The 26,291-nt window shown below is 58.7% G+C and carries 23 protein-coding genes; 9 read left to right on the forward strand and 14 right to left on the reverse strand.

Annotation, left to right across the window (positions count from 1 at the left end):
- Window positions 1-4: 4 nt before the first annotated feature.
- The 10 genes from ACQZ5F_RS11655 to sppA all read right to left on the reverse strand — a co-directional run bounded on the left by ACQZ5F_RS11655 (window position 5) and on the right by sppA (window position 13,353).
- Window positions 5-2,833 (reverse strand): [protein-PII] uridylyltransferase, encoded by a 2,829-nt coding sequence (locus ACQZ5F_RS11655; protein WP_052820290.1) that lies wholly within the window; start codon window positions 2,831-2,833, stop codon window positions 5-7.
- Window positions 2,834-2,979: 146 nt separating this feature from the next.
- A complete protein-coding gene (gene mutS / locus ACQZ5F_RS11660) occupies window positions 2,980-5,631 on the reverse strand; it encodes a DNA mismatch repair protein MutS (RefSeq protein ID WP_225339652.1) in 2,652 nt (883 codons plus the stop codon).
- A gap of 180 nt (window positions 5,632-5,811) precedes the next feature.
- A complete protein-coding gene (gene olsB / locus ACQZ5F_RS11665; protein ID WP_046799331.1) occupies window positions 5,812-6,693 on the reverse strand; it encodes a l-ornithine N(alpha)-acyltransferase in 882 nt (293 codons plus the stop codon).
- A gap of 97 nt (window positions 6,694-6,790) precedes the next feature.
- Entirely contained in the window at window positions 6,791-9,034 is a 2,244-nt protein-coding gene (locus ACQZ5F_RS11670) for an ATP-binding response regulator (protein WP_448730459.1), read from the reverse strand.
- Window positions 9,035-9,089: 55 nt separating this feature from the next.
- Window positions 9,090-9,578: a signal peptidase II gene (gene lspA, locus ACQZ5F_RS11675; protein WP_046799329.1), complete on the reverse strand. Its 489-nt coding sequence runs from the start codon at window positions 9,576-9,578 to the stop codon at window positions 9,090-9,092.
- The gene (locus ACQZ5F_RS11680; protein ID WP_046799328.1) at window positions 9,578-10,438 is read right to left on the reverse strand and encodes a TrmH family RNA methyltransferase; all 861 of its coding nucleotides are present in this window, start codon (window positions 10,436-10,438) and stop codon (window positions 9,578-9,580) included. The genes lspA and ACQZ5F_RS11680 overlap by 1 nt, the downstream gene beginning before the upstream one ends.
- The gene (locus ACQZ5F_RS11685) at window positions 10,435-11,568 is read right to left on the reverse strand and encodes a class I SAM-dependent methyltransferase (protein WP_448730458.1); all 1,134 of its coding nucleotides are present in this window, start codon (window positions 11,566-11,568) and stop codon (window positions 10,435-10,437) included. Before ACQZ5F_RS11685 ends, ACQZ5F_RS11680 begins: the two co-directional genes overlap by 4 nt.
- 92 nt (window positions 11,569-11,660) lie before the next feature.
- Window positions 11,661-12,002 (reverse strand): LapA family protein, encoded by a 342-nt coding sequence (locus ACQZ5F_RS11690; RefSeq protein WP_046799326.1) that lies wholly within the window; start codon window positions 12,000-12,002, stop codon window positions 11,661-11,663.
- Between the two features lie 65 nt (window positions 12,003-12,067).
- Complete coding sequence (locus ACQZ5F_RS11695) at window positions 12,068-12,397, reverse strand: integration host factor subunit beta (RefSeq protein WP_225245141.1); 330 nt, start codon at window positions 12,395-12,397, stop codon at window positions 12,068-12,070.
- 2 nt (window positions 12,398-12,399) lie between these two features.
- A complete protein-coding gene (gene sppA, locus ACQZ5F_RS11700) occupies window positions 12,400-13,353 on the reverse strand; it encodes a signal peptide peptidase SppA (protein WP_046799324.1) in 954 nt (317 codons plus the stop codon).
- 247 nt (window positions 13,354-13,600) lie between these two features.
- Here sppA and lptC point away from each other — a divergent pair, with 247 nt between their 5' ends.
- The 6 genes from lptC (at window position 13,601) to ptsN (ending at window position 18,717) form a co-directional block, all read left to right on the forward strand.
- Window positions 13,601-14,266, forward strand: coding sequence for an LPS export ABC transporter periplasmic protein LptC (gene lptC / locus ACQZ5F_RS11705; protein WP_046799323.1), 666 nt, complete (start codon window positions 13,601-13,603; stop codon window positions 14,264-14,266).
- 13 nt (window positions 14,267-14,279) lie between these two features.
- On the forward strand, window positions 14,280-14,843 hold the full coding sequence (locus ACQZ5F_RS11710; protein ID WP_046799322.1) for an LptA/OstA family protein: 564 nt from the start codon (window positions 14,280-14,282) through the stop codon (window positions 14,841-14,843).
- A gap of 33 nt (window positions 14,844-14,876) precedes the next feature.
- Window positions 14,877-15,662 (forward strand): LPS export ABC transporter ATP-binding protein, encoded by a 786-nt coding sequence (lptB, locus tag ACQZ5F_RS11715; protein WP_046799321.1) that lies wholly within the window; start codon window positions 14,877-14,879, stop codon window positions 15,660-15,662.
- Window positions 15,663-15,815: 153 nt separating this feature from the next.
- Entirely contained in the window at window positions 15,816-17,366 is a 1,551-nt protein-coding gene (gene rpoN / locus ACQZ5F_RS11720; protein WP_225339529.1) for an RNA polymerase factor sigma-54, read from the forward strand.
- A 234-nt stretch (window positions 17,367-17,600) separates the two neighbouring features.
- Window positions 17,601-18,173: a ribosome hibernation-promoting factor, HPF/YfiA family gene (gene hpf, locus ACQZ5F_RS11725; protein WP_052820295.1), complete on the forward strand. Its 573-nt coding sequence runs from the start codon at window positions 17,601-17,603 to the stop codon at window positions 18,171-18,173.
- An 82-nt stretch (window positions 18,174-18,255) separates the two neighbouring features.
- Window positions 18,256-18,717: a PTS IIA-like nitrogen regulatory protein PtsN gene (ptsN, locus tag ACQZ5F_RS11730; protein ID WP_225339530.1), complete on the forward strand. Its 462-nt coding sequence runs from the start codon at window positions 18,256-18,258 to the stop codon at window positions 18,715-18,717.
- Window positions 18,718-18,798: 81 nt separating this feature from the next.
- Here ptsN and grpE read toward each other — a convergent pair whose 3' ends face one another.
- Window positions 18,799-19,434 (reverse strand): nucleotide exchange factor GrpE, encoded by a 636-nt coding sequence (gene grpE / locus ACQZ5F_RS11735; protein WP_046799317.1) that lies wholly within the window; start codon window positions 19,432-19,434, stop codon window positions 18,799-18,801.
- Between the two features lie 113 nt (window positions 19,435-19,547).
- Window positions 19,548-20,639, reverse strand: coding sequence for a heat-inducible transcriptional repressor HrcA (gene hrcA, locus ACQZ5F_RS11740; protein WP_052820296.1), 1,092 nt, complete (start codon window positions 20,637-20,639; stop codon window positions 19,548-19,550).
- A gap of 136 nt (window positions 20,640-20,775) precedes the next feature.
- Here hrcA and rph point away from each other — a divergent pair, with 136 nt between their 5' ends.
- Genes rph through hemW form a run of 3 tightly spaced genes read left to right on the forward strand, consistent with a single transcriptional unit; the run spans window position 20,776 to window position 23,359 of the window.
- Window positions 20,776-21,492 carry a ribonuclease PH gene (gene rph / locus ACQZ5F_RS11745; protein ID WP_046799315.1) on the forward strand — a complete coding sequence of 239 codons (717 nt, stop codon included), beginning with the start codon at window positions 20,776-20,778 and terminating at the stop codon, window positions 21,490-21,492.
- 17 nt (window positions 21,493-21,509) lie between these two features.
- Window positions 21,510-22,154 carry an RdgB/HAM1 family non-canonical purine NTP pyrophosphatase gene (gene rdgB, locus ACQZ5F_RS11750; protein WP_225339531.1) on the forward strand — a complete coding sequence of 215 codons (645 nt, stop codon included), beginning with the start codon at window positions 21,510-21,512 and terminating at the stop codon, window positions 22,152-22,154.
- Between the two features lie 5 nt (window positions 22,155-22,159).
- Window positions 22,160-23,359 carry a radical SAM family heme chaperone HemW gene (hemW, locus tag ACQZ5F_RS11755; protein ID WP_046799451.1) on the forward strand — a complete coding sequence of 400 codons (1,200 nt, stop codon included), beginning with the start codon at window positions 22,160-22,162 and terminating at the stop codon, window positions 23,357-23,359.
- A 74-nt stretch (window positions 23,360-23,433) separates the two neighbouring features.
- Here the strand turns inward: hemW and dnaA are convergent, their stop codons facing one another.
- Entirely contained in the window at window positions 23,434-24,897 is a 1,464-nt protein-coding gene (gene dnaA / locus ACQZ5F_RS11760) for a chromosomal replication initiator protein DnaA (protein ID WP_225339532.1), read from the reverse strand.
- Between the two features lie 870 nt (window positions 24,898-25,767).
- A complete protein-coding gene (gene rpsT, locus ACQZ5F_RS11765) occupies window positions 25,768-26,034 on the reverse strand; it encodes a 30S ribosomal protein S20 (RefSeq protein WP_003493474.1) in 267 nt (88 codons plus the stop codon).
- Window positions 26,035-26,291 lie beyond the last annotated feature (257 nt).

Consider the following 26,291-nt stretch of genomic DNA (forward strand, 5'->3'; position numbering starts at 1 on the left):
CGCTTCAAGCCTTTGCCGTGCGCGCGGCCGGCAGTGCCGCCACGTCGGGATGGGCGATGATGCCGTTCGGCATGCGGTCGCGCAATTCGTCTTCCTGCTCGCTCATCACAGCCTTCAGGCGCGTGGCGATGCTGGCCTGCCGATTATCGTTCGTCACCTTTTGCCCGAAGAGATCAGTCACATAGAAGGTGTCGATGACCTTTTCGCCAAAGGTGGTGATGCGGGCGGAATGAATATCGAGCGACAGATCGGCGATGACAGCCGTCATATCCGCCAGCAGGCCCGGCCGGTCGAGGCACTCGACCTCGATGACGGTGAACTTGTTCGACAGCCCGTTGGAAATGATGACCGACGGCGGAATGATGAAGGCGCTTTTCTTCTTGCGGCTTTTTGTGCGGGTAGCGATCATTTCCGGCAGGCGTTGTTTGCCGGATAGAACCTCCTCGATGAGCTTGCCGACATTGTTGCCGCGCCGCGTCTCATCCTCGTCGATCGGGAATTCGCGATTGATGAGGATCGTATCGAGCGCCCGTCCATCCGATGTGGTGAAGATTTGCGCATCGGCAATGTTGGCGCCGGCCGCAGCGCAGGCACCGGTGATGATCGACAAAAGGCGCGGATGGTCGGGCGCCAGCACGGTGATTTCGGTGATGGCGTGGAAGGAATGCGTGCGCACCATGGTCGACAGCGCCTTTTCCTGCTTGTCGGCCTCACGGATGAAGCGGGTGTGGCGCACCTGGTCTTCCAGCGCCACCGTCAGCAGATAGGGCTCGTAATGCAGCTTGGTATATTTGCGCCGCGCCTTCTGACCCCAGTCGTCGAGGGCGTCGTATAGCGCCTGGCGGGCGATCTGCGCACGCTCCTTGCGGGAAACTTCCGAAAAACCGCCGGAGAGAAGCAGTTCGGTCTCATAATACAGCGAGCGAAGCAATTGCCCCTTCCAGCCGTTCCAGACGCCCGGGCCGACCGCGCGGATATCGCAGACCGTCAGGATGAGCAGCATCTTCAGCCGCTCCATCGATTGCACCTTGTCGGCAAAATCGGTGATGGTCTTGCGGTCGTGCAGGTCGCGTGTCTGGGCGACCATGGACATCAGGAGATGCTGCTCAATGAGCCAGACGACGGTTTCGGTCTGCTTGCCGGTGAGGCGGAAACGCTGGCAGAGCTTGCGGGCGACGCGAGCGCCGGCAATCGAGTGGTCCTCCTGCCGGCCCTTTGCCACATCGTGCAGCAGCACGGCGACATAAAGCGCCTCGCGTTCCTCAACGCCCGGCATCAGCTGGTTGGCAAGCGGATGGGCATCCACAGCCGTCCCCTTATCCACCTCCGACAATACGCCGACCGAGCGGATAAGGTGCTCGTCCACGGTATAATGATGATACATGTTGAACTGCATCATCGCGACGATCTTGCCGAATTCCGGAATGAATTTGCCGAGAACGCCTGCCTCATTCATGCGCCGGAGCGTCAATGCAGGATCGCGCCGCGAGGTGAGGATCGAAAGAAACAGCCGGTTCGCCTCCTCGTTTTCCCGCAGCTCTTCATTGATGAGCGACAGCGAGCGCGTGACGACACGCAAAGCATCCGGATGCAGTTCGAGGTTGTTGATATCGGCAATATGGAAAAGCCGGATGAGGTTGACCGGGTCGTTCTTGAAGACGTCAGGCTTGGCCAGCGCGATGCGCCCCCGGTCCTCGACAAATTCCACCGACCCCGGAATCTTGCGGACGCGGTGGGCGAAGCGGCTGAGAACGCCCGAAAGACCCGGCACATCCTTCGCCTGCCGGTCTTCAAGCGCAGCGCAGACGATGCGGGTCAGATCACCCACATCCTTTGCCACAAGGAAATAATGCTTCATGAAGCGTTCGACGGCGGAAAGGCCAGGGCGCGGCTGGTAGTTCAGCGCATCGGCGATCTCACGCTGAATATCGAAGGAAAGGCGCTCTTCCGCTTTATTGGTGATGAAATGCATCTGGCAGCGGACGGCCCAGAGAAAATCATCGGCCTTTTCGAACAGCTTGAGTTCGGACTTTGACAGGACGCCGAGTTTGACGAGATCGGCGGTATCGCGGACGTGGTAATAATATTTGGCGATCCAGAACAGCGTATGCAGGTCGCGCAACCCGCCCTTGCCTTCCTTGACGTTCGGTTCCACCAGATAGCGCGTGTCGCCCGCCTTGCGGTGACGCTGGTCACGCTCGGCAAGCTTGGCGGCGATGAATTCCGGGCCGGTGCCGGTGACGACTTCCGCCTCGAAGCGCTTTTCCAGATCGTCGGTCAGGGATTTCTTACCGCAGATCGCCCGCACTTCCAGAATGGCGGTTCGGATGGTCATATCGGATTTGGACAGGCGGATGCACTCATCCACTGTGCGGGTGGCATGGCCGACCTTGAAGCCGAGATCCCAAAGGAGATAGAGCACGAACTCGACAGCCTTGTGCATGTCGGGCGTGTTCTTGGCCGGCAGCAGAAACAGCAGGTCGATATCCGATCCCGGCGCCAGCGTGCCGCGGCCGTAACCGCCGACTGCCGCCACCGCGATCTGCGGGGCATCCTTTGGATAGGCATATTGGCAGGCAAGATCATAAAGCGTCTCGATCAGACGGTCCTGAAGCCAGGAAATGCGGCGGGCGCAATCAATGCCGCTGCCATCGGCTTTCAGCAGTTCGCGGACCTTTTCCCGGCCTTCGGTGCTGGCCTTGCGAAACAGCGGCAGCAGATCGGACCTGACATCGGCGATGCGCTTGCCATCTTCCTTGAAGATGATGTCACAGTCGCGCTTCAGCGCCGAGACATCGAGAATTTCGGAAAAATCCAGGTCCTTGATGGCCATCTATGCCGGTATCCATGTCCTGTGGGAAATCCCACCGCTTGCGATGGGATTGTCCTATAGCGAGTTTTAAAGGCGATGGACAGGCAGTCTCCGCATGGAACCCAAAAGTGTCAGCGGTTTTCGGAAAATTCGATGCGCAAGAAAGTTCAAGCCTTGCCAAGTTCTTTCTTCAACGCATAGAGCGCGTCCAATGCCTCACGTGGCGTCATTTCGTCGGGATTGATCCCCTTCAATGATTCTTCAACTTTCGATGGTCCGGCCTTGCGAGTTTCCTCGCGGCGAACCGCGATCTGGAACAGCGGCAGATCGTCGATCAGCTGGCTGGCCGGGTTCTTGCGGTCGGCATCTTCCAGTTTCGTCAGCACCTCGCGCGCTCGCTCCACCACCGATGCAGGCAGCCCTGCAAGCCGCGCCACCTGAATACCGTAGGAACGATCCGCTGCACCTGGTCCGACTTCGTGCAGGAAGATAACGTCGCCTTCCCACTCCTTCACCCGCATCGTGGCATTGGAGAGGCGGCCGAGTTTTTCCGACAGCACCGTCAGCTCGTGAAAATGGGTGGCGAAGAGGCCACGGCAGCGATTGACCTCATGCAGATGCTCCACCGCTGCCCAGGCGATCGAAAGACCGTCAAAGGTTGCAGTACCCCGGCCGATCTCGTCCAGAATGACCAACGAACGGTCCGTTGCCTGATTGAGGATGGCAGCGGTTTCCACCATTTCCACCATGAAGGTCGAGCGGCCGCGCGCCAGATCGTCGGAAGCGCCGACGCGGGAAAACAGCCGGTCGACCACGCCGATATGGGCGGCTTCCGCCGGAACGAAGGAGCCGATCTGCGCTAGAATGGCGATCAAAGCATTCTGGCGCAGGAAAGTCGATTTACCGCCCATGTTGGGGCCGGTGAGCAGCCAGATTGCACCGTTCTTGCCGTCATTGAAGGCCGAAAGGTCACAATTATTGGCGATGAAAGGTCCAGCAGACTGCCGCCGCAACGCCTGCTCCACCACCGGATGCCGTCCGCCCTTGATCGCAAAGGTCATGGAAGCATCGACGATCGGGCGGCAATAGGCTTGTTCTGTAGCCAGATACGCAAGGCTTGAGGCAACGTCGATGACAGCGAGTGCGAAAGCACCGGCCTTGATCGCTTCCGCCTGCTGCACCACGGCCTCGACCATGCGGGCGAAGGCTTCCAGCTCCATTGTCAGAGCCTGCGCTGCGGCATTGGCAATGCGGCTTTCCAGATCGGCAAGCTCGGTGGTGGTGAAACGCATGGCGCCGGCCATGGTCTGGCGATGGATGAAGCGCGCCTTGGCCTCATCCGTCGCCATCATCACATCCGCATTGCCCGCCGTCACCTCGATGAAATAACCGAGAACGTTATTGTGCTTTATCTTGAGTGACTTGATGCCGGTCTCATCGGCATATTTCAGCTGCAGACCGGCGATCACCCGGCGCGACTGGTCGCGCAGCGCCCGCACCTCATCGAGTTCGGGATTGGCGCCGTCACGCAGGAAACCACCGTCGCGTTTCAGAAGCGGCAGATCATCGGCGAGCATCGAGCCGAGCATGGCTTCCAGCCCGCCCGGCAAGGCTTTCAGATCCTTGAGAGCCGTCGCCAGTTCATCCGGCAGCAACCCGCCATCGAGAATAGTCGCGATTTTTTCAGCCGAAACCAGTCCCTGCCTGATGGCGCCGAGATCGCGCGGGCCGCCGCGCTCCAGCGCAAGGCGGGATAGTGCGCGCGGCATATCCGCGACATGTTTCAGGGCATCGCGCAAGTCATCGCAGAGAGAGACGTCATCGATGAGATAGGCCACCGCATCAAGGCGGGCATTGATCTTGTCCGGGTCAGTGAGCGGCGACATCAGCCGCTCGGCCAGAAGCCGCGCGCCGCCGCCCGTGACCGTGCGGTTCAAGGCATGCAGCAGCGAACCGTCCCTTTCGCCCGATAGCGTCTTCACCAGTTCCAGATTGGCGCGGGTGGCGGGATCGATGAAAAGGGTGGAGGCCGCACTTTCACGTTCCGGCGCACCCAGCGGCGGGCGTTCTGCAATCTGGGTCTTTTCGACATAGGCGACGGCAGCAGCGGCAGCGGCCATTTCCACCCGCGAAAAGGTGCCGAAACCATCGAGCGTCGAGACGTTGAAATAACGGGCGATGCGCCCTTCCGCCGTGGCGCTGTCGAAGAGGATTGCGGGCTGCGGCACAGCCACGCGGCCAAGTACATCGAAGACGGGCCGCAGTTCCTCGTCATGGAACAGGCTGTCGGCAACGATCAGCTCGCGCGGGTCGATACGCCAGATATCGGCGAGAAGCTGCGTCAGCGTGGTTTCCGCCAGACGGAAGACGCCGGTGGAAATATCGATCCAGGCCAGCGCAAACTGCGCCTCGGCACTGCCGCGAATACGGGCAAGCGCCATCAGATAGTTGGATTCCGTCGGCGACAGCAACTTTTCTTCGGTCAGCGTGCCGGGCGTGACAAGCCGCACCACATCACGCCGAACCACCGATTTCGATCCGCGCTTTTTCGCTTCCGCCGGATCTTCCACCTGCTCGCAGACGGCGACACGATAACCGCGCAGGATGAGTTTCTGGAGATAATCATCCGCCGCATGCACGGGAACGCCGCACATGGGAATATCGTATCCCATATGCTGGCCGCGTTTCGTCAGCGTGATGCCCAGAGAACGGGAGGCTTCGACCGCATCGTCAAAGAACAATTCGTAAAAATCGCCCATGCGGTAAAACAGCAGCGAACCCGGATTGTTCGCCTTGATCTCGATATATTGTTCCATCATCGGAGTGGCCGAAGCGCGGCTCTCCTCCGTGATCAGGGAAGCGGTTGTCAGAACGTCCGTCAATGGCCTGCCGATGTCATATCGTGTTGCGGAAAACGAGCGCCGACACTAGCGGGAATGTCCGCCCCAAGACAACACGCGCAGGCCCGCTGCCCACAGGAACATCCGGCAAAAAGCCGGTCAGCCGTTGATGCGCTCGGCCTCGCCGCCGTAATAGCTGATATAGCGACCGGCAATGGACGTGACAGGCAGAACCACCAGGACGTCTGTCGTATTGAAGGCATGGTCCACCACCGCGCCGGCACCGAACATGGCGCCCAGACGCATATAACCCTTGATCAGCGGCGGCATGGCATTCAGCGCCTTGCGGGTATTCAACGCTTCCGCCGGCATCAGGTCCATCTCGCGGTAAAGCTCGGGAAGCGCAGAAGCCTCCCACTCGCCCTTTGCAACGCAATTATGATGCAGGAAGGAGAGCGCCAGCGCATGGGTTTCCGGCTGCACGCCGGGGAAGGAGGCGCAGCCGATCATGGCATCCATGCGATGTTTTACCGCATAGGCCCAATTACCCTGCCACAGAAGCTCGACCGTGCGCTTGGTGCGATATTCGGGCAGCACGCAGGAGCGGCCAAGCTCCATGAAACGTTTGCCCGGATGGCGCGCAACCAGCCCGGCAATGTCGAATTCGCTGGCGGAATAAAAACCATTATTGGCGAGCGCCGTTTCCTGGCGCAGCAGACGGTAGGTGCCGACGATCTGGTCCTCGCTGTCACCTTCGATCGCCTTGTCCAGTACGAGCAGGTGGTCGCAGACACTGTCCCAGGCGTCGATGTCGCGCTTGCGCCGCATCGCGTCCGCGGGAAGGCGCGCATTCATTTCCTCAACGAAAACCTTGTAACGCACGGATTGCGCGGCATCGATCTCGCGCTCATTTCTCGCGAGCCGGGTTTCCAATGTACCGATACGACCGAAAAGACCCTCATTACCCTGAGTCGACTCAGGACGTGGGGGAATGACAACATTGTTTTCACAAATGTCGTGATTGAAGATTTCGGCAACCATGGGGAATCGCTCCGCCACCAAAGAATTTTCCTGTCATAAATCACTAATTGACGACAGAATAGTGACAAAATGAAGCCAGCGCGAGTCTGTCAAGCTATTATGGGGAAAGGCGTTTCGCCTCCAGCATACGACGGATTTCCTCGACCAGCTGTCTTGGGTCGGTTGGCTTGGCCAAAACCTTGGCCGCACCGGCTTTTAGCAGGATTTCGGCCGTGTCAGCACGTGCATCGCCACTGAGCACGATGACGGGAATATTTCTCTCACCCTCCAACGTGCCGAGAAGTTCCGGCAGTACCTCAAGCCCCTCGCCACCTGGCATATTGAGATCCGAGATGATGAGGTGCGGCAAACGGGCAGCACCCGGCGCCAAAGACTGACGCAGCGCCTGAAAATCATCGACGGCACGAACGATATAGCCGCTCTTCTCCAGGACCGCCCGGATGATGCGCGCATTGACGGCATCATCCTCTGCCACGAGAATATCGACGCCACTTGCCCCTTCCTTCAGCCGAGATGAAAAGCCCACATCGGGGTGGTTGTCGTTCAGCGCGTCACGGCGCTCTATGCCGCGCAGGCGGCCACAGAGGACGTCGATCAGTGATTTTTCGCGCAGCGGCCGGATCAGCCAGGCGTCGAAGGAGACATGCATGGTCGAAGGCCGCTCCTCCGGGCTTACCAGCAGCGTACGACGAATATTCTGCTGCGGCCAGTCCTTCAGGGCATCCCTGAACAGGAGTGAAACGCGCCGGTCGACGATAATATCGGTGAGATCGGCGCCGAGGTCAGCTGCCCCATCCTGCAGCCTTTGCAAATCTTCCGGCTGATGGACGAGAACACATTTACCGCCAAAGGCCTCTATTGCCTCCATCGTCACCGCTGCGGCCACACCCTTTGGCGCAATGAGCAGGACATTCGTGTGTTGCAGGCAGTGGCGCCGGCCCGGATCCGGCATTGCAGCAGGCGCGCCGCCCGGACGGAACGAAAGCGTGAAGATGCTGCCCCTGCCCCTGTGGCTCGAAACCGTGAGGCTGCCGCCGAATTCCCGCACGATGCGGGCGGAAATCGCAAGCCCGAGGCCCGTGCCGGCGCTTCGCTGCGACATCGGCCCTGCCTGCTCAAATTCACCGAAGATACGGGCCTGTTCTCTCTCGCTCATGCCCGGACCGGTATCCTCAACCGTCATCTGCAATTCGCCCTCGACCATGCGCGCCCGGATGACAACCCCACCCTCTCGGGTGAATTTGACGGCGTTTCCGAGAAGGTTGAACAGAACCTGACGCAGTCTTGCCGGATCGAAATCGAGATAATCGGGCACGTCAGGGCTGACGAAGGAGGTGATTTCAATCCCTTTTTCGTGGGCGCGGTGCGCCAGCATCTCGACAATGCTCTCGATCAACCGCCGCAGGTTTTCCGCTCGCGGATTGAGCTTGAAGCGGCCCGCCTCCATGGTCGAATAATCCAGCAGATCCTCAACGAGCTGCACCAGCGACTGGCCGGACTGCTTCATGCCGTCAAGATAATTACGCTGCTCTTCGTTGATCTTCGTTTGTGACAGCAGATGATTCATGCCGAGCATGCCGGAAAGCGGCAGGCGGATTTCATGGCTTACCGTGGCAAGCAGCCTCGCCTTTTCCGCATCGGCCTTTTCGGCGCGTAAGCGGGCGTCTTCCCTTTCGGCAAGCGCAAGCCGCTCTTCCGTCACGTCTCTGGCGATGCTGCTGATGAGAAGACGGCTGCTGGCCAGATCGCGGGTTACCGCATCGTGCCAGGAGAAGATGCGCTGTCCGAAAGGGGTGGCGATCTCCACGTCATAGGCGTGAACCTTGTCGCCCGGACGGAAGGCAATGCCGATTTCCTCACAACTCAACCCTTCAGGGGCCGAGCATCCCGTCATTTCGCGAAAAATCCTGTTTGCTTCGACGATGCGCCGATCCAGATTGCGGATGACGACGATATCTCCCATGGATTCCTGCATCTCGGCGATCAGCGAGCGGTTCTGCGTCTGCCGCAGACGAACATCCAAATCGTCGGCCAGCGCAACTTTACCTGGGGCAGTTTTGCCGAACAGCGCGTAGAAAAGGACACCGACGAGCACGACGCCAAAGAAGGATGCCAGGGCAACGGTGACCGCATAGGGCACTGCAAGCGCAATCAGCGCAGCGGCAAAGGCACCGACTGACAACGAAATGGCAACGTACAGGGAAATCGGCCCTGAGCCGATCTCGTGCTCCGCGCCGGCATGCTGCCTTGTTGCGTCGATACGATCCCCCGGCTGCACCGCTACAGGCGCCAGCCCGAGGCCGTCTGAAACTTTTTCCCGAAGTTTTGCCAGTTCGCTCATATCCAACCGCTACCACGGCAGCGGTTTTGATATGTTTGGTGGAAACCCTAAAATTTTACTTTTTAGCCGCCCGGGCGTGCAGAAATTCATCAAGAATGACGCAGGCCGCACCAATGGTTATGAAACTGTCAGCCAGATTGAAAACGGCGAAGGACCATGTCTGCGTATGAAACAGGATGTAGTCGATGACGTGTCCATAGAGAAAACGGTCGAGAAGATTGCCGGCAGCACCCGCGATGATGAAGGCAAAGCCGAGATGGGCGAAGGTGCGGTCCGCTGCCGTCTTGCGCCATAGCCACAGCACGAAAACAACGATAACGAGCCGCATGCTGACGATGAACCAGCCCTGCATGTCCGACAGCATCGAAAATGCGACGCCGAGATTATAGGTGCGGTAAAGCGCCAGAAACGGAATGACTGGCACCATCTCCTGCAATGGCAGATAGGCTTCAACCAGTTGTTTGACGATCTGGTCCAGCACCAGCGCGGCGACGATCAGCGCGAAAGCCGGGCCGAATTTCGAAAACAGTGCCGCTTTGGCCATTACTTCACCGGTGCCAGTTCGAGGAGATGTCGCCGTGCTTCGAAAAGCATCACGGCGGTTGCGATGGCGAGATTGAGGCTGTCGGCACGGCCCTGCTGGGGGATGCGCGCCAATTGATCCGCCTTGCCAGCCAGTTCCGGCGGCAGGCCGGATTGCTCGTTACCCATCAAAAGCACGACCGGCTTGCCGGCATAGTCGATCTTTCGATAATCCACGGAACCCGAGAGATGGGTGGCGACGACGCTGACCTGCGCCGATTTCTTCCAGGACAGGAATTCTTCAACCGAGGCGCGGGCCACCGGCATGGCGAAAACCGAACCCATGGTGGCGCGAACTGTTTCCAGCGAGAAGGGATCGGTGCAGTCGCCGACCAGAATGACGCCCGAGGCGCCAGCCGCATCGGCGGTGCGGATGATGGTGCCGAGATTGCCGGGATCACGCACTCGGTCGAGCGCGATATAGGTCTCACCCTTTTCCGGGCGAATATCCCTGAGCGAGGCCCATTTCTGTTCGAAAATGCCGACGACCATCTGCGGATTGTCGCGGCGGGTGATCGAGGCGATGACCTTTTCGCTGACCTCGAGTACCAGACCACCGGACGCGACGGTCTTTACCGCGGCCTGCTCCACCAGCGGCTTGCCCTTGGCGGCCTTGGCATAAACCAGCGTCTTGATCGTCCAGCCCAGTTCGAGGGCATCGATGACCAGCTTCAGGCCTTCCGCCATGAAGGTACCGGTCTCTTCCCTGCCCTTTTTCTGGGTGAGCGCCTTGATATCCTTGATGATGGGATTGGCAAGGCTGGTCACTTCCTTGACCTGGCCAACCCGGCGCGTCGTGTTTTCGCGCATATCCTTCATCATTTCGGCTCCCAGCGACTGAACAGCGATGTGGAAAGCACCCGGCCCGGCGTCTTGCCGTCAAGCCCTGCCTCACGAATGACGAGTTCCCCTGACGCTACGACGCCACCGGCGCCGCGCATGGTCTCGCGCATCAACTCGTGCATCGAATAAAAACTGGCCCTGATGGAATAGGCCGTCAGCACCAGGCCGAGCGCCTTGGGTGAGAGGATTTCCCGGCAGATATCCAGCATCAGCGGCAGATGGTCGAACAATTGCCAGACCTCGCCATGGGTGCCGCGGCCGAATTTCGGCGGGTCGGTGAGAATGATGTCATAGGTGCTGCCGCGACGCTCCTCACGCTGGATGAACTTCATCGCATCTTCGCAAATCCAGCGGATCGGCGCCTGTTCAAGCCCGGCAAGCGCCTGATTTTCCTTGGCCCAGCCAATCGCTTTCTTGGAGGCATCGACATGGGTGACTTCAGCCCCCGCAGAGGCCGCAACCAGCGAGGCGACGCCGGTGTAACCGAACAGGTTCAGCACTTTCAGCGGCCGGTCGGCCGTCTCGACGGCACGCTTCAGCCATTCCCAATGGACGATCTGTTCCGGGAAGACGCCGACGTGACGGAAGGCCGTGAAGCGGCCCAAAAATTCAACGCCGAGCAGGGACAAGGGCCAGGTTTCGCCGAGCGCCGTCTTCGGAAAGCGCCAACGGCCCATGCCGTCCTCATCCGTATCGCCGCTGAAAATGGCGTCGGCATTCTGCCACACCCGGTCAGGAACCGACGGTTGCCACAAGGCCTGCGCCTCGGGACGGACGACGCGGTAGTCGCCATATTGTTCGAGCTTCAGGCCATTGCCGCTGTCGATCAGGTGAAAATCGCCCGCACCGCTCGATTCCAGAATGACCGGAACCCGTTCTGCAGGACGTTCACCGGTGCGCTGCTTGAGCGGCCGTGCAGGTGCCTGCTCAATCGCCGGTGCGGCAGCAACCTTTTCCTTCGGTTCAGGTTTCGGCACGCTGCGAACCGCGTCGGGTTCGCGCTTTTTCGATGCTGCTTCCGCGCGTCGCGCCGGCCTTGCGGCATGAACCTGTTTTTTCTCGCTCCCGGCCCGTGCACGATTGCCCGGCCGGCTGTCTTTTTTCTTCAATGGAAATCTTTCCGCTTCTGCCCGCGTCTTATGGCGCAGCAAATAGCATTCCGCACGCCGCTCGACTAGAGCCGGAACGACTGTCGGCTATATCACTTTGCCGGGAGTTGCCCCGCATTCGGAAGCTGCGCGGCTGCAGTCGCCTTCTGGCGGTTCGCCTCGTCATGCCAGCGAACGGCTTCCCTGGCTTCGATACGGGCGCGTTTGCGATGTTTGCCCTGCGCGAACCATGTGGCTGCCGATCCCAACAGCACGCCAGCAATGACGGCCAGAAACAGGAATACGAAGAACGGCGCGGTGAAGGACAGAACGCCGTCATCCGGACGGAAGGGATTGAGTGCGAGCGTCACGGCCTGACGGTTGGCCACGCACAGGATGACGAGGATAATCGCCAGCGGAAGCAGGATGATGAGGTTGATGATTTTTTTCGACATCCGACATTACTCCATCGCTGCGGGGTTCCGCCGGCTCCGTTTCCGGCATCCTGCGTCCGGGACGATCAATCGTCCTCTTCTTCGTCACCCATTCCGGGGTTCAGGCGCTCACGCAGCTCCTTGCCCGTCTTGAAGAAAGGCACCCATTTTTCCTCGACGAAAACCGATTCGCCCGTGCGCGGGTTCCGCCCCGAACGTGAAGGTCGGTTTTTCACCGAAAATGCGCCGAAACCACGAAGCTCGACACGATTTCCACCCGCCAGGGCATCGGTGATTTCATCCAGCACCGCATTGACGATGTTTTCCACGTCACGGTGATAAAGGTGCGGGTTACGCGCAGCAACGATCTGCACCAGTTCAGATTTGATCACGGTTGCCCCCTGAAAGAATTGGATTTTTAACGTGGCCCAACCTGCCAAACGGAAACAAGACCGTCAAGAAACAACTTGTCCGCACCGAGCTGGCCGGGTCCCGCAAAGGGAATTAAATCGTCATATCCCAGAAACTTCGCTATTTGCGCAACACTGAAAAACGAAAAAGGCGAGCGGGACGACGGCGCGCGCCATTCGACGATCGGCAAATCCTTGGCGACACCGTGTGTTTCGAGATAGCCGCGGATTTCCTTTTCGCCACCGAGCGTATCAACCAGCTTGTTGGCGAGCGCCTGCCTGCCGGTGAAAATCGATCCATCCGCCAGTTTCAGCACATCCTCACGCGGCAGCTTGCGACGATCGGCCACAAGGTCGACAAACCAGCCATAGCTGTCCATCACCATGGCGCGGATCATGGTCTTTGCCTCTTCAGGCGCCTCGTGGAACGGCGAAGGTTCCGCCTTCAACGGGGAGGACTTGATTTCCTGCAGCGAGACCCCGAGCTTGTCCATCAGCTGGCCGACCTGGGGATATTGAAAAATCACGCCGATCGATCCGGTGATTGAGGTTTCCCCCGCGACGATGACATCGCCGGCCGAAGCGATCATGTAACCGGCGGAGGCGGCCAGAGTGCGGACGTCGGAAACGACCGGCTTCTTTTCCGCAACGCCGCGAATAGCCTTGAAGATGCGCTCACCGCCATAGGTGGTGCCGCCCGGCGAGGATATCGACACGATCAGCCCTTTGACATTGTCGCTCTTGGCGATCTTGTCGAGCCGTTCCAGGAGTTCTGTATTGTCCTGGATCAGGCCGGAAATCTCGACGCGGGCGATATGGGGCTTGGCGCTTTGCTGCGGCTCGGTCCAGAAAAACCGGTAAAGGCCGAAAATACCGACGACAAACAGCAAAACAGCGGCAATCCGCCAGAAAGTCAGCTTGCGGCGCAATCGCCTGCGATCCGCTATCGCCATATTATCCATCGAAAACCTCTGCCATCCGGCCTTTGACGCCACGTGTGCTTCACGGCCATATGGTTCTTCTAGCGCGAAGCCGCAAGGAAACAATAAGGAAACCAGAATTACGATAAAATTCGCATTTCCCTTGCACCTTTCCAGACAAAAACCATATTGGCAGGACAAAGCACTCGTGCCAAACACATTAAGATAAACATACAAGCTTCAATTGCGCGCCAAAAATGGCGCCCAAGAAGTTTCCGGACCCACTCTTATGCTTGAACGACTCCGCGAACCCGCGCCAGCATTTCCGCTGCCCAATGACCAGAACGGCGCTTATGAGCGCGCTCTGCGACATTCCGCGCGCGTGAAGCGGTTGAAAATCATCCTGCCGCTCAGCGCAGCGGTGATTTCGCTCGCCTTCATCGCCGTTTCGCTCATCCGCACCTGGGCGCCCGACGAGGTTTCGCTGGAAAGCGCAAGGATCGAAGACGGCAAGATCGTGATGGAAAAACCTGCCGTTGCCGGCCGCAACGAGAAGGGGATCGATTATTCCATGAACGCCGACCGTGCGTTGCAGGATATCGCCAATCCCAACCTGATGACGCTGGAGAAAGTTCTGGCCGCAGTGCCTGTCAATGACAGCGTCGCACAGGTGATCGCCAAGGAAGGCATTTTCGACCGGGCCACCAATACGCTGAAGATGACGGCACCTTTTGACATCAATCTCAGCAATGGCATACAAGCAAAGTTCCAGTCTGCGGATGTTGATTTGAAGGCCGGAAAAATGAGCAGCAAAGAGCCCGTTTCGATCAAAACAAACGACGGTGCCATTGTTGCGCAATCGATTGATATCGCCGATAATGGCAAAACGATTACATTTTCGGGGCAGGTACGGGCACGTATCGCTGCATCCAATATCAAAAATGAAGCCAAGTGAGAGCCCGGTCCAGATGATGCAAGTTTCCCGTCCCGTTTCCCTTGGCAGATCCGCAGGCGTTGCAGCCGCAGGTCTTGTTTTCTCCTGTCTCGCAACCGTGGCTTTCGCCCAGAGCACCACCAGCAATATGCAGGGTGTAAAGCTCTCCAGCGACCAGCCGATCGCGATTGAAAGCGACCAGCTCGAAATCCGGGATCAGGAGCGCAAGGCCTACTTCACCGGAAACGTGAAAGTTGTGCAGGGCACGACCACCCTTCAGGCCGGCAAGATGACGGTCAACTACAAGGGCGAGGGTTCCTCGCTCACCAGCGGTGACGCCAATATCGAAAAAATCTTCGTCGATAATAATGTCTATCTGACGTCCGAGACCCAGAAGGCCACGGCCGATCACGGCGAATTCGACATGGCGGCGCAGACCTTTATCCTTACGGGCAAGCAGGTCGTTCTGTCCGAGGGCACGAATGTCTTCACCGGCTGCAAGCTCACTGTCTTGATGAATTCGGGACAAGCGAAGCTTGAAAGCTGCGGCGGCCCCGTTCGGATCATGCTCGATCCGAAATCGCAGAAAAAACAGTAGTCTCACCTCGTGAAGATACCTTCGATCTCAAAAATGTTTGGCGGTGGGCGCAATCCATCCGTGGAAGCGGCATCACAGGCCGACAAGGCCCGTTATGAAGGCACGCTGATCGCGCATGGTCTGACGAAGACCTATAATACGCGCCGGGTGGTCAACGGCGTGTCGCTTGTCGTGCGCCGCGGCGAAGCCGTGGGGCTTCTGGGTCCGAATGGCGCCGGCAAGACAACCTGTTTTTACATGATCACGGGCCTCGTGCCCGTCGATAGCGGCAAGATCGCCATCAACGGCAACGATGTGACGGGCATGCCGATGTACAGGCGTGCGCGCCTCGGCGTCGGATATCTGCCGCAGGAAGCCTCGATTTTTCGCGGGCTGACGGTCGAGGAAAACATCCGCGCCGTGCTTGAAGTCCATGAACCGGACAGTGTCAAACGGAACCGCAAGCTCGATGAGCTGCTGGAAGAGTTCCACATTGCCCAGCTGCGAAAGTCGCCGGCAGTCGCTCTGTCGGGCGGTGAACGCCGTCGCCTTGAGATCGCCCGCGCTCTGGCGACCGATCCGACTTTCATGCTGCTGGACGAGCCTTTTGCCGGTGTTGATCCGATTTCGGTCAGCGACATCCAGAATCTCGTCAGACATCTGACCGCACGCGGGATTGGTGTTCTCATCACCGACCACAATGTCCGCGAAACGCTCGGCCTCATCGACCGTGCCTATATCATCCATGCCGGTGAGGTTCTGACCCACGGTCGCGCGGACGATATCGTCAACAATCCGGACGTGCGCCGGCTCTACCTCGGCAATAATTTCAGCCTTTAAGCTTGCGGGCGCGAAAGATTCTTCATCGCGCCCCGCGCCGACGCTTGACCAAACAAGATAAAAAAGCAATTTTTGGGCCAAGTTTCTTTGCCTTCTCAAAATTTATGAAAACTGTGGCAATGGAGAAGCTGTAAGGGGAGTTTCGCGTCCGCCATGGCATTGTCTGCCAGCCTTTTGCTGCGTCAAAACCAGTCTCTCGTCATGACACCGCAACTGATGCAGTCCATCCAGCTGCTTCAGATGACGCATTTCGAGCTGACGCAGTTTATTGCGCAGGAGGTGGAGCGTAATCCGCTGCTGGAAATTGCGGCAAACGACGGCGATTTGGGCAGTGACATCCCTGATACTGCGGATAATTTCGGCGATGCCGACGGCGAAGCTTCGGATAAAAACCCTACGGTAACGGCCGACAGCGACGACTGGTACGGCGACCGCGCCGCAAATCTCGGCGAACAACTCGATACCAGCTTCGAAAATGTCTTCCCTGATGATGCCGAGCCCAGAAAGGCCGATGCGCCCGAACTGGCAAGCCAGTGGAAATCCATGCCCGGGCAGGAATCCGGCGAAAGCTATGATCTTGACGATTTCGTCGCCGCGAAACAGAGCCTTGGTGACCATCTCAGTCAGCAATTACCGCTGGCCATATCCTCCACCGAGGACCGCATGATCGCCGATGCGCTGATCGGCCAGCTCGACGAAACCGGATATATCGCAGCGGATGCCGTCGATGATGTCGCCGAACGGCTGGGAACGGCGCCGACGGCGGTGGAGCATGTTTTAAAGACGCTTCAGGGCTTCGATCCTCCGGGCGTGTTTTCCCGTTCCTTGAGCGAATGTCTGGCAATCCAGCTCGCCCAGAGGGATCGGCTCGATCCGGCAATGCGGGCCTTGATCGACAATCTGGAGCTTCTGGCCAAGCGCGACTTCGCGTCCCTGAAAAAACTCTGCGGGGTCGATGAAGAGGACCTTCTCGATATGCTGGCGGAAATCCGGACGCTCAATCCGCGCCCCGGCGCGGGTTATGATTCGACCGTTTCGGAGACGATCGTCCCTGATATCATCGTTCGAGCCTCCTCATCCGGCGGCTGGCTTGTGGAGATAAATCCCGAAACCCTGCCGCGCGTGCTCATCAACCAGAGCTACTTTGCCGAGGTTTCGAAACACAAGGCGCGCGCAGGAGAGGACCAGGATTTCCTCTCCGAATGCATGCAGACAGCTCACTGGCTGACCCGCAGCCTCGACCAGCGCGCCCGGACGATCATGAAGGTAGCGACCGAGATCGTGCGCCAGCAGGACGCCTTTCTCATCAATGGTGTCGATCATCTGCGCCCGCTGAACCTCAAGACGGTGGCCGACGCCATCAAGATGCACGAATCCACCGTCAGCCGGGTGACATCGAAGAAATACATGCTGACGCCGCGCGGGCTGTTCGAGCTCAAATATTTCTTCAGCGTCTCGATCAGCGCGGTTGAAGGCGGCGACAGCCATTCGGCGGAAGCGGTGCGTCACCGCATCAAGACCATGATCGCACAGGAGGCCGCCGAGGCGGTGCTTTCCGATGACGACATCGTCGACAATCTGAAAAAGAGCGGGGTTGATCTCGCCCGCCGCACTGTCGCCAAATATCGTGAGGCGATGAACATCCCTTCCTCCGTCCAGAGACGCCGCGAAAAGAAGGCGCTCGCCAGGTTGTCAGTCTTCTGAGCGGTGCGCGTGATCACGTTTGGAGCGCTTTTTTGCCGCACCATTGACTCTTATCACGCCAGGGGCTAGAAGCCCGCCGCACACGTAAGCAAGGTCATTTGTAACGGATTCATCTCCACCGTCCATGGGCGTAAAATTCGAATGGAGGCTTTTTAAGGTCTTCGAAACGCTTGGATGCGCGCGCGGCTTGACGTAAGCTGGTACTCGCAAATCACTACAAAAAGGAAAATTTCCATGAGTGTGCGTGTATCTGGTAAACATATGGAGATCGGTGAATCTTTCCGTCAGCGGATTGAGGACAATATAGGTCTGGCAGTTACCAAATACTTCGATGGGGGGTATTCAGGCCAGGTAACCGTGGAGAAGTCGGGATCGCGTTTTGCCGCCGACTGCAAGCTGCATCTCGATACGGGCATTGTATTGCATGCGGCGGGTCAGGCAAATGATCCGCAGGCAAGCTTCGATGCCGCCGCAGAGCGGATCGAGAAGCGCCTGCGTCGCTACAAGCGCAAGCTGAAGGACCATCACAACGGTTCGAATGGCGTGTCGCAGGAAATCGCCTATACGGTGATGGATGCTGTTCCCGATGAGGACCATGAGGTTCCCGAGGATTACGCACCCACCATCGTCGCGGAGAGTTCGAAACAGATAAAGACAATGTCCGTTGCCAGCGCCGTGATGGCGCTCGACATGACGGACGAACCGGTTCTGCTATTCCGCAGCCCGGGCAAGGAATATCTCAACATCGTCTACCGACGTCATGACGGCAATATTGGCTGGATCGACGCGGAAACGATCAAGAGCTGAACAGTCTGACAAGACGTGGGAGGCAGAACGTGAAAGCGTCTCTGCCTCCTGCATCGTCTCGATGGCATGAAGGAAAAAGAGAATGGCGTTGGCAGATTTGCTGCAACAAGATGCGATTATTCCCGCCCTCAAGGTGAATTCCAAAAAGCAATTGCTTCAGGAGCTGGCCGCAAAGGCAGCCAGAATTACCGGAGTCTCGGAACGGGAAGTTTTCGACGTCATCCTCCAGCGTGAAAAGCTCGGCTCCACTGGCGTCGGCCATGGCATCGCCATTCCGCATGGCAAGCTCGCCAGCATTCATCAGATCACGGGCGTCTTCGCGCGTCTTGAAATGCCGGTCGATTTCGAAGCGCTGGACGACCAGCCGGTCGATCTAGTTTTCCTTTTGCTTGCGCCTGAGGGCGCCGGTGCGGATCACCTGAAGGCACTGTCTCGAATTGCGCGCGCCCTGCGCGACCCTGAACTGGTGGCCAAGCTGCGCGCCACCGATTCCGACACGGCAATCTATGCTTTCCTCAACCAGGAACAGGCGACGGCGGCCTGATCCGTCGCCACTGATCTCAGGTTTTCATGACAATAAAAAACGCGCCTCCGGGGCGCGTTTTTTATTGGGGGAAGGAATGCCTCAGGCATCCTTTTCATTGAGAGAGGCCGTGCCGGGCTCTGCCGATGCGGCGGTTTCCGCCTTCGGGCCACCCTTGGCGACGCCGACCATGGCGGGGCGTAGGACGCGGTCACCGATGGTGAAACCGGCCTGAATAACCTGAAGCACAGTGTTGTTCGGAACCGCCGGGTTGGGAATTTCGAACATGGCCTGGTGGAAGTTCGGATCGAACTTCTGGCCCTCGGCGTCGATCTTCTTGACGCCATGGCGCTCGAGCGTCGACAACATCGAACGTTCGGTCATCTCGACGCCTTCGATCAGGCCATTGAGACCGGCTTCGCCATTGGTCTTGAGCTCATCGGGAATAGCCTCAAGCGCGCGGCGAAGATTGTCGGAAACGGCGAGCATGTCGCGCGCAAAGCCGGCCAGCGAATAGGCCTTGGCGTCCTTGACGTCGCGCTCGGTGCGGCGGCGAAGATTGTCCATTTCGGCGGCAAGGCGCAGAAACTTGTCGCGCAGATCGGCATTTTCAGCCTTCAGCAGCTCGACCGGATCGGGTTCGGCGGCATCAGTCGGCTCTTCGCCGGCGAGCGCGGGATCGAGAAACTCTTCGGCGATGTCCGCGTCAGGTCCGGGCTTTTTTGTATCGTCGGTCATGACGTTCTCCAAATTTGAGTATTGTTGGTTGCGCCCGATATCGAGCTTTGGCGGGCAAAAATCAAGGCTTGCGGCGAAAAGCTTGCCGCATTCTATGACCTTGCGGGCTTGTCCTATCTTTGCTTCCGGGAAAGGCGGGCCATGATCTGGGCGGTATAATCGACCATGGGAACGATACGGGCGTAATTCAGCCGCGTCGGCCCAATGACACCGACCGCACCCACGACACGGTTGTCATCATCGCGATAGGGCGCAACGATGAGCGATGAACCGGACAGCGAAAAGAGCTTGTTTTCCGAGCCAATGAAAATCCTCACACCCGAGCCGCTTTCCGCAAGGTTGAGGATTTCGATGAGATTTTCCTTGCGCTCCAGATCGTCGAACAGCAGGCGTACACGATCAATGTCTTCTTCGCCGGCCAGCCCTTCGAGCAGGTTGGAACGTCCGCGAACGATGAGGCGGCCGAGCTTGCCCTCCTCATTGTCACCCGCCCAGACGGCAAGGCCGCGTTCGATGAGATCCTGCGCCAGCGTGCCGAGTTCCGATTGCAGCTCCGCCCGCTGCGTCTGAAACTGGCCACGCAATTCCTGCAACGTCTGGCCGGAGAGATGGGCATTGATGAAATTGGCCGCCTCGGTCAATTGCGACGAGGAAATACCGGCCGGCAATTCGATGATACGGTTTTCGACCTGATTGTGGTCGCCCACCAGCACCGCAAGCGCCTTGGTGGGTTCCAGCCGAATGAACTCGACATGTTTGAGGATGACATCGTTCTTGGCCGTCAGCACGAGGCCGGCGCCGCGCGACATGCCCGACAGCATGCGGCTCGCTTCCGTCAGCAGCCCTTCCAGCGATTGTTCGTGGCCGGCGACCGGGCCGATCTGCCGGTCGATATTCGCCCGCTCGTCGGCAGGCAGATCGCCCACCTGCATGAAAGCGTCGACAAAGAAACGCAGCCCCGTCTGGGTGGGCAGGCGCCCGGCGCTGATATGTGGCGAATAGATGAGGCCCAGTTCCTCGAGATCGCTCATGACGTTACGCACGGAAGCCGGCGAAAGCGACATCGGCAGCAGCCGCGACAGGCTGCGCGATCCCAGGGGTTCGCCAGTGTCGAGATAGCCTTCGACGATGCGCCGGAAAATTTCCCGCGACCGTTCATCCAGCAGCGATGCCTGATCTTTTGAAAGCGGTGCTGAAAAACCCATCTCGTCCGTTCTTTGTCACCCAAATCTACTCTGGGCCAATATAATGCGTCGCGCCGCTGCGGCAAAATGGAAATTGGCTTTGCAAAAGCCCGGAGCGCACCTTAGAAGGCAGGAACCAACATGGAGAGTGGATCATATGCGGCCTTCAGGCAGAAAAACCGATCAGATGCGCAAGGTTTCCTTCGAGCGCAATTTCTCGAAGCACGCCGAAGGCTCCTGTCTGGTCAAATTCGGCGACACGCATGTGCTCGTCACCGCAAGCCTTGAAGAAAAGACGCCGCCGTGGCTGCGCAACAGTGGCAAGGGCTGGGTCACCGCCGAATACGGCATGCTGCCGCGCTCTACCCATGAGCGCATGAAGCGCGAAGCAGCCGCTGGCAAGCAGGGTGGACGCACGCAGGAAATCCAGCGCCTCATCGGCCGCTCGCTCCGCGCCGTCGTTGATCTGCAGGCGCTCGGGGAGCGCCAGATCAGCATCGACTGTGACGTCATCCAGGCGGACGGCGGCACACGCACCGCCTCCATCACCGGCGCATGGATTGCCCTGCATGATTGCCTGAAGTGGATGGAAACCCGCAACATGATCAAGGTCGAGAAGGTTCTGAAAGACCATATCGCCGCGATCTCCTGCGGCATCTTCGCCAAGCAGCCGGTGATCGATCTCGACTATCTGGAAGACTCTTCCGCCGAGACCGATGCGAATTTTGTCATCACCGGCTCCGGCGGTATCGTTGAAGTTCAGGGAACGGCGGAAGGCGCGCCCTTCTCCGAAGAAGAATTCCTGACGCTGCTTGGCCTTGCCAAGGCAGGCTGCAGCGAGCTGGTCGCCCTTCAGAAGCAGGCAATCGCCTGAGCCGACAGGAAACCATGATGCGCAAGCTCGATACCAGAACGATCGTCGTCGCCAGCCACAACAAGGGCAAGATCGCCGAAATCGCCGATCTGATCGGACCTTTCGGCTTTTCCGCCAAATCGGCCGCCGAGCTGAATTTCGCAGAGCCGGATGAGACGGGCACGACCTTTGAGGACAATGCCGCCATCAAGGCGCTTGCCTCCGCCAAGGCATCCGGCCTGCCGGCCCTGTCCGACGATTCCGGTCTTGTCGTCGACGCGCTGGACGGCGCACCGGGTGTCTACACCGCCAATTGGGCAGAGACGGCCGACGGCACGCGCGATTTTTCCATGGCAATGCAAAAGGTTGAAGATGCGCTTGCCGAACGCGGCGCATCGAAAGCCGAGGATCGCACGGGCCGCTTCGTCAGCGTATTGTGCCTTGCCTGGCCGGACGGTCATGTCGAGTATTTCCGTGGCGAGGTGGAAGGCACCGTGGTGTGGCCGCCGCGCGGAACGAGCGGTTTCGGTTACGATCCGATCTTCAAACCGGAAGGTTATGACACCACATTCGGCGAGATGACGGCCGATGCGAAACATGGCTGGAAACATGGTGACGCGTTTGCGCTGTCGCACCGCGCGCGCGCCTTTAAAAAATTCGTAGAAACCTGCCTGGAGGCATGAACCCGATGGTCGGGGAGCATCATTTTTCTGCCCCCGGCGCATCGCTTCTGCCGGATACGGGCGATCCCGGTTTCGGGATCTATCTGCATTGGCCCTTCTGCGCGGCCAAATGTCCCTATTGCGATTTCAACAGCCACGTCCGCCACCGGCCGGTGGATCAGGAGCGGTTTACCGCAGCCTTCCTGCGCGAAATGGAGCATATGCGGGCACTCAGCGGTCCGCGGGTCGTCACCAGCATTTTCATGGGCGGCGGCACGCCATCGCTGATGGACCCGCAGACGGTTGCAGCCATTCTGGATGGCGTTGCACGTTTCTGGCATGTCCCCGATGGTATCGAGATTACCATGGAAGCCAACCCTTCCAGCGTCGAGGCGGAACGGTTTCGCGGTTATCGCGCGGCGGGCGTCAACCGCGTCTCGCTTGGCGTGCAGGCACTGAACGACCGGGACCTGAAGTTCCTCGGCCGCCTGCATGATGTCGCCGATGCCCTGAAAGCCATCCGGCTGGCGCGGGAAATCTTTCCGCGCATGTCCTTCGATCTGATCTATGCACGCCCGAAGCAGACGGTGGCCGAATGGGATGCCGAACTGAAAGAGGCGGTTTCCTATGCGGTCGACCATTTGTCGCTCTACCAGCTGACCATCGAGGAAGGCACGCCCTTTTATGGGCTGCACAAGGCCGGCAAGCTCATCGTGCCTGACGGTGAGCATTCAGCCGTGCTTTATGAGGCGACGCAGGAAATCACCGAGCGTTACGGCATGCCGGCCTATGAGGTTTCCAACCATGCCCGCCCCGGCGCCGAAAGCCGCCATAACCTCACCTACTGGCGTTATGGCGATTATGCCGGCATCGGCCCCGGCGCGCATGGGCGTTTGACCAGAGGTGCCTCCAAGCTCGCCACCGCCACCGAGCGGCACCCCGAGACCTGGCTCGAGACTGTCGAGCGAGAAGGCCATGGCATGGTCGATCAGGAAATGCTGGGCGTCGACGAGCAGGCCGACGAGTTGCTGCTGATGGGGCTTCGTCTGCGCGAGGGCATCGATCTGGCCCGCTGGAGCGATCTTTCCGGCCGCGATCTCGACCCGGAGAAGGAGGAATTCCTTCTGCAGCACGGTTTCGTGGAAAGGCTCGGCAATTCGCGCCTGCGCTGCACGCCTTCGGGCATGCTTATTCTGGATGCCGTGGTCGCCGATCTCGCGTGCTGACCGGCAGCACGGCCTGCCCTCAACCAATCAAGAATTGAGAAGCCAATAAAAAAGCGGCCCGGAGGCCGCTTTTTTCATGCGTTGTTTTCGTTGATCAGGCGTTTCAGCAGCTCAACCTCGTGGCCGAGCTTGGTATCGCCGGAAATCAGTTCCTCGATCTTGCGCACCGCGTGGAGAACCGTGGTGTGGTCGCGACCGCCAAAACGGCGACCGATCTCGGGGAAGGAGCGCGGCGTCAGCATCTTGGCGAGATACATGGCGATCTGGCGCGGCTTGACGATGACGCGGGTGCGGCGGTTTGAAACCAGCTCCTGTCGCGACACATTATAGTGTCTGGCGACGATGCGCTGAATATCCTCGATGCGCACGCGCTTGGTTTCACCGCTTCCGACGAGGTGCGACAGCAGCTCGTCAACACGGTCAACCGAGAGGTTCGGCTCAAAAGAGCGCCGGAACATCAGCTGGTTGAAGGCACCTTCAAGCTCGCGTCCGCTTGCCGTCACGCTTTTGGCCACGTGGGTCAGGATTTCGTCCGAAATCTCGAAAGACGGATCGTCCTGGCGCGCCGAACCCATACGACGGTTGAGCATTTCATACCGCATGTCGTAATCGGGACCTTCGATCTCGATGGCCATGCCGCCCTGAAGACGGGACCGCACACGGGGATCGAGCGATTCCAGCTCCCACGGCGCGCGATCAGCCGCAACCACGACCTGCTTGGCGCTGTCGAGCAGCATGTTCAGCAGGTGGCAGAATTCGTGCTGGATCATCTTGCCCTGCAGGAACTGCATGTCGTCGATGACGAGCAGATCGATATTACGCAACGTGTCTTTCAGCGTCAGCGCATCATTGTCGCGGATCGCAGTCGCAAAACGCCACATGAAATATTCAGCCGTCAGATAGACCACGCGCGGATTGCGCGGGCTGTCGATGGCGGCATTGGCAATGGCCTGCAGAAGATGCGTCTTGCCGAGACCAACACCCGCGTGGATAAACAGCGGGTTGAAGCGCACGGCGCCGGCGCCGGCTTCGGCGATCGTCTTTGCCGCCGCAAGCGCGACACGGTTGGAAGAGCCTTCGACAAACGTATCGAAGGTGAAGCGCGTATCCAGCGGCGAACCGAACAACGGCCCGGAACCGCCCTGACGCAGGGTCGCCTGCGCTGCCGCAGGCTGTACGGCAGGTGCTGTCGCGGGCTGCGACGGAATGAAGGACTTGTTGCGCGGCGCCGCACCGACTTCAGGTGCGGGCTGCACCCGTTCGTCAGCCTGTGCCGGTCGAACCGGACGGCTGGCCGAGCGGACAAGAATCTCCACCTTCAACACATCCGGATCCTCGCTCTGGACGAGGTTGGTGATCAGATCCATGTAACGGTTGTTGATCCAGGACTTCAGAAAGGTCGTCGGAACGGTAAAACGGACGACGCTTTTCGAAACGGTATGGAGTTTGAGCCGTGCAAACCAGCTTGCATAGACTTCCGGACCAACCTGTGCCTTGAGCCGCGCGCTAAAACGCTCAAACAGCGCATCGTGCTTCATTGCCGATTTGTCCCCTGCCGCATCAGAGCAAGCTGCATCACATGCCTTCGGTGCGCGGTCCCCATCAGCCACCGCACCCATCGCCAAATTCAATTGCATATTGCCGCCTTTCAAATTGCCAATCATAGCCTGACGATCAAAAATCGATCGCCAGAGATCCCCCTCGTATTATTCCTGCCTTCAGCGCTCCCCTCGAAAGAGCATCAAAGGCTACTACTTGTTTGCGAGCCGGTTATCCCATTTCCCTCCCCCTCATGGAGAGGCCTGCGACACGCTAAAGACGCTCCTTTCGCCACAACCCTAAGGCGTATGCTTGAGGACAAAAAACCCCTGCCCGTTCCGAGACCGAAACGGCGCAAAAAGCTCCATGACCTGAGAAAACGGACCTCGAAAGACCCGCCAGCAAGAAGGTGAATATCGTCGATACGATCATCGAGATAATCTGTGGACTGAGATCCGCACCCCTTGTTGGAATGCATTTAGGCAGGATCGTGGGGAGAGATCAATGGCGTTTTTTCTGCAAAAACTCAGATCGGCCATTGACTCACAAAGGCCGTTTTGCATCACGGGCAAGGCCCGAAGCAGAATCGCTTATGAATCAATGAGATTCAATTTTGGCAATTTTAGAGAGCCTGTTTTGGCAAAAAAATAAAAATCTTCTTGACTCAAAACTCGTCACGACTTCCGTAGAGAAAGCTTCCCATTTTCCGAGAGACCTCCGGCAAGCCATTGTTTTTATTTAATATTTCCTGTCGTCCATCTGACACGCGTTTGTCACGTTACGGCAGGAATGATTAACAGGCGGTTAGAATCACAAAAAGCCCGGTCAAAAGACCAGGCTTTTTGAATAGTTATTTGTGATTAGCCGGATTAGGCCGAAAGAGCCTTAACGCGCTGAGCGAGACGCGACACCTTGCGGGATGCGGTGTTGCCGTGCAGAACGCCGCGGGTTGCTGCGCGCTGGATCTCGGGCTGAGCAGCCTTCAGAGCTTCGGTGGCAACAGCCAGATCGCCGGAAGCGATTGCTTCCTCGACCTTGCGAATGAAGCCGCGAACGCGCGAACGGCGAGCCTTGTTGACTGCGGTACGGCGAGCGATCTTGCGGGTCGCCTTTTTCGCCGAAGTTGTATTGGCCATGTATGCCTCTCTTCGAATTCAAACCAAATTCCGCAACCAGAGGATCGGGTCGTTCGACGACCTCACTTAACCCAAGAATGCGGGAGTAATTTCGGACAAGCCGGATGGCTTTCCTTAACCGTGGGCGGGCATATACCGCTAAAGCGCACGCCCGTCAACGCGCAAATGGCGGAAAACGCCGATATTCCGACTCCTTAGAGCCGCGGAGACAAAAACGTAATCCTTCCGCCGCTCTAATTTTTATTCAGGCATCGGAT

Source organism: Agrobacterium sp. 22-210-1 (genome assembly GCF_053522525.1).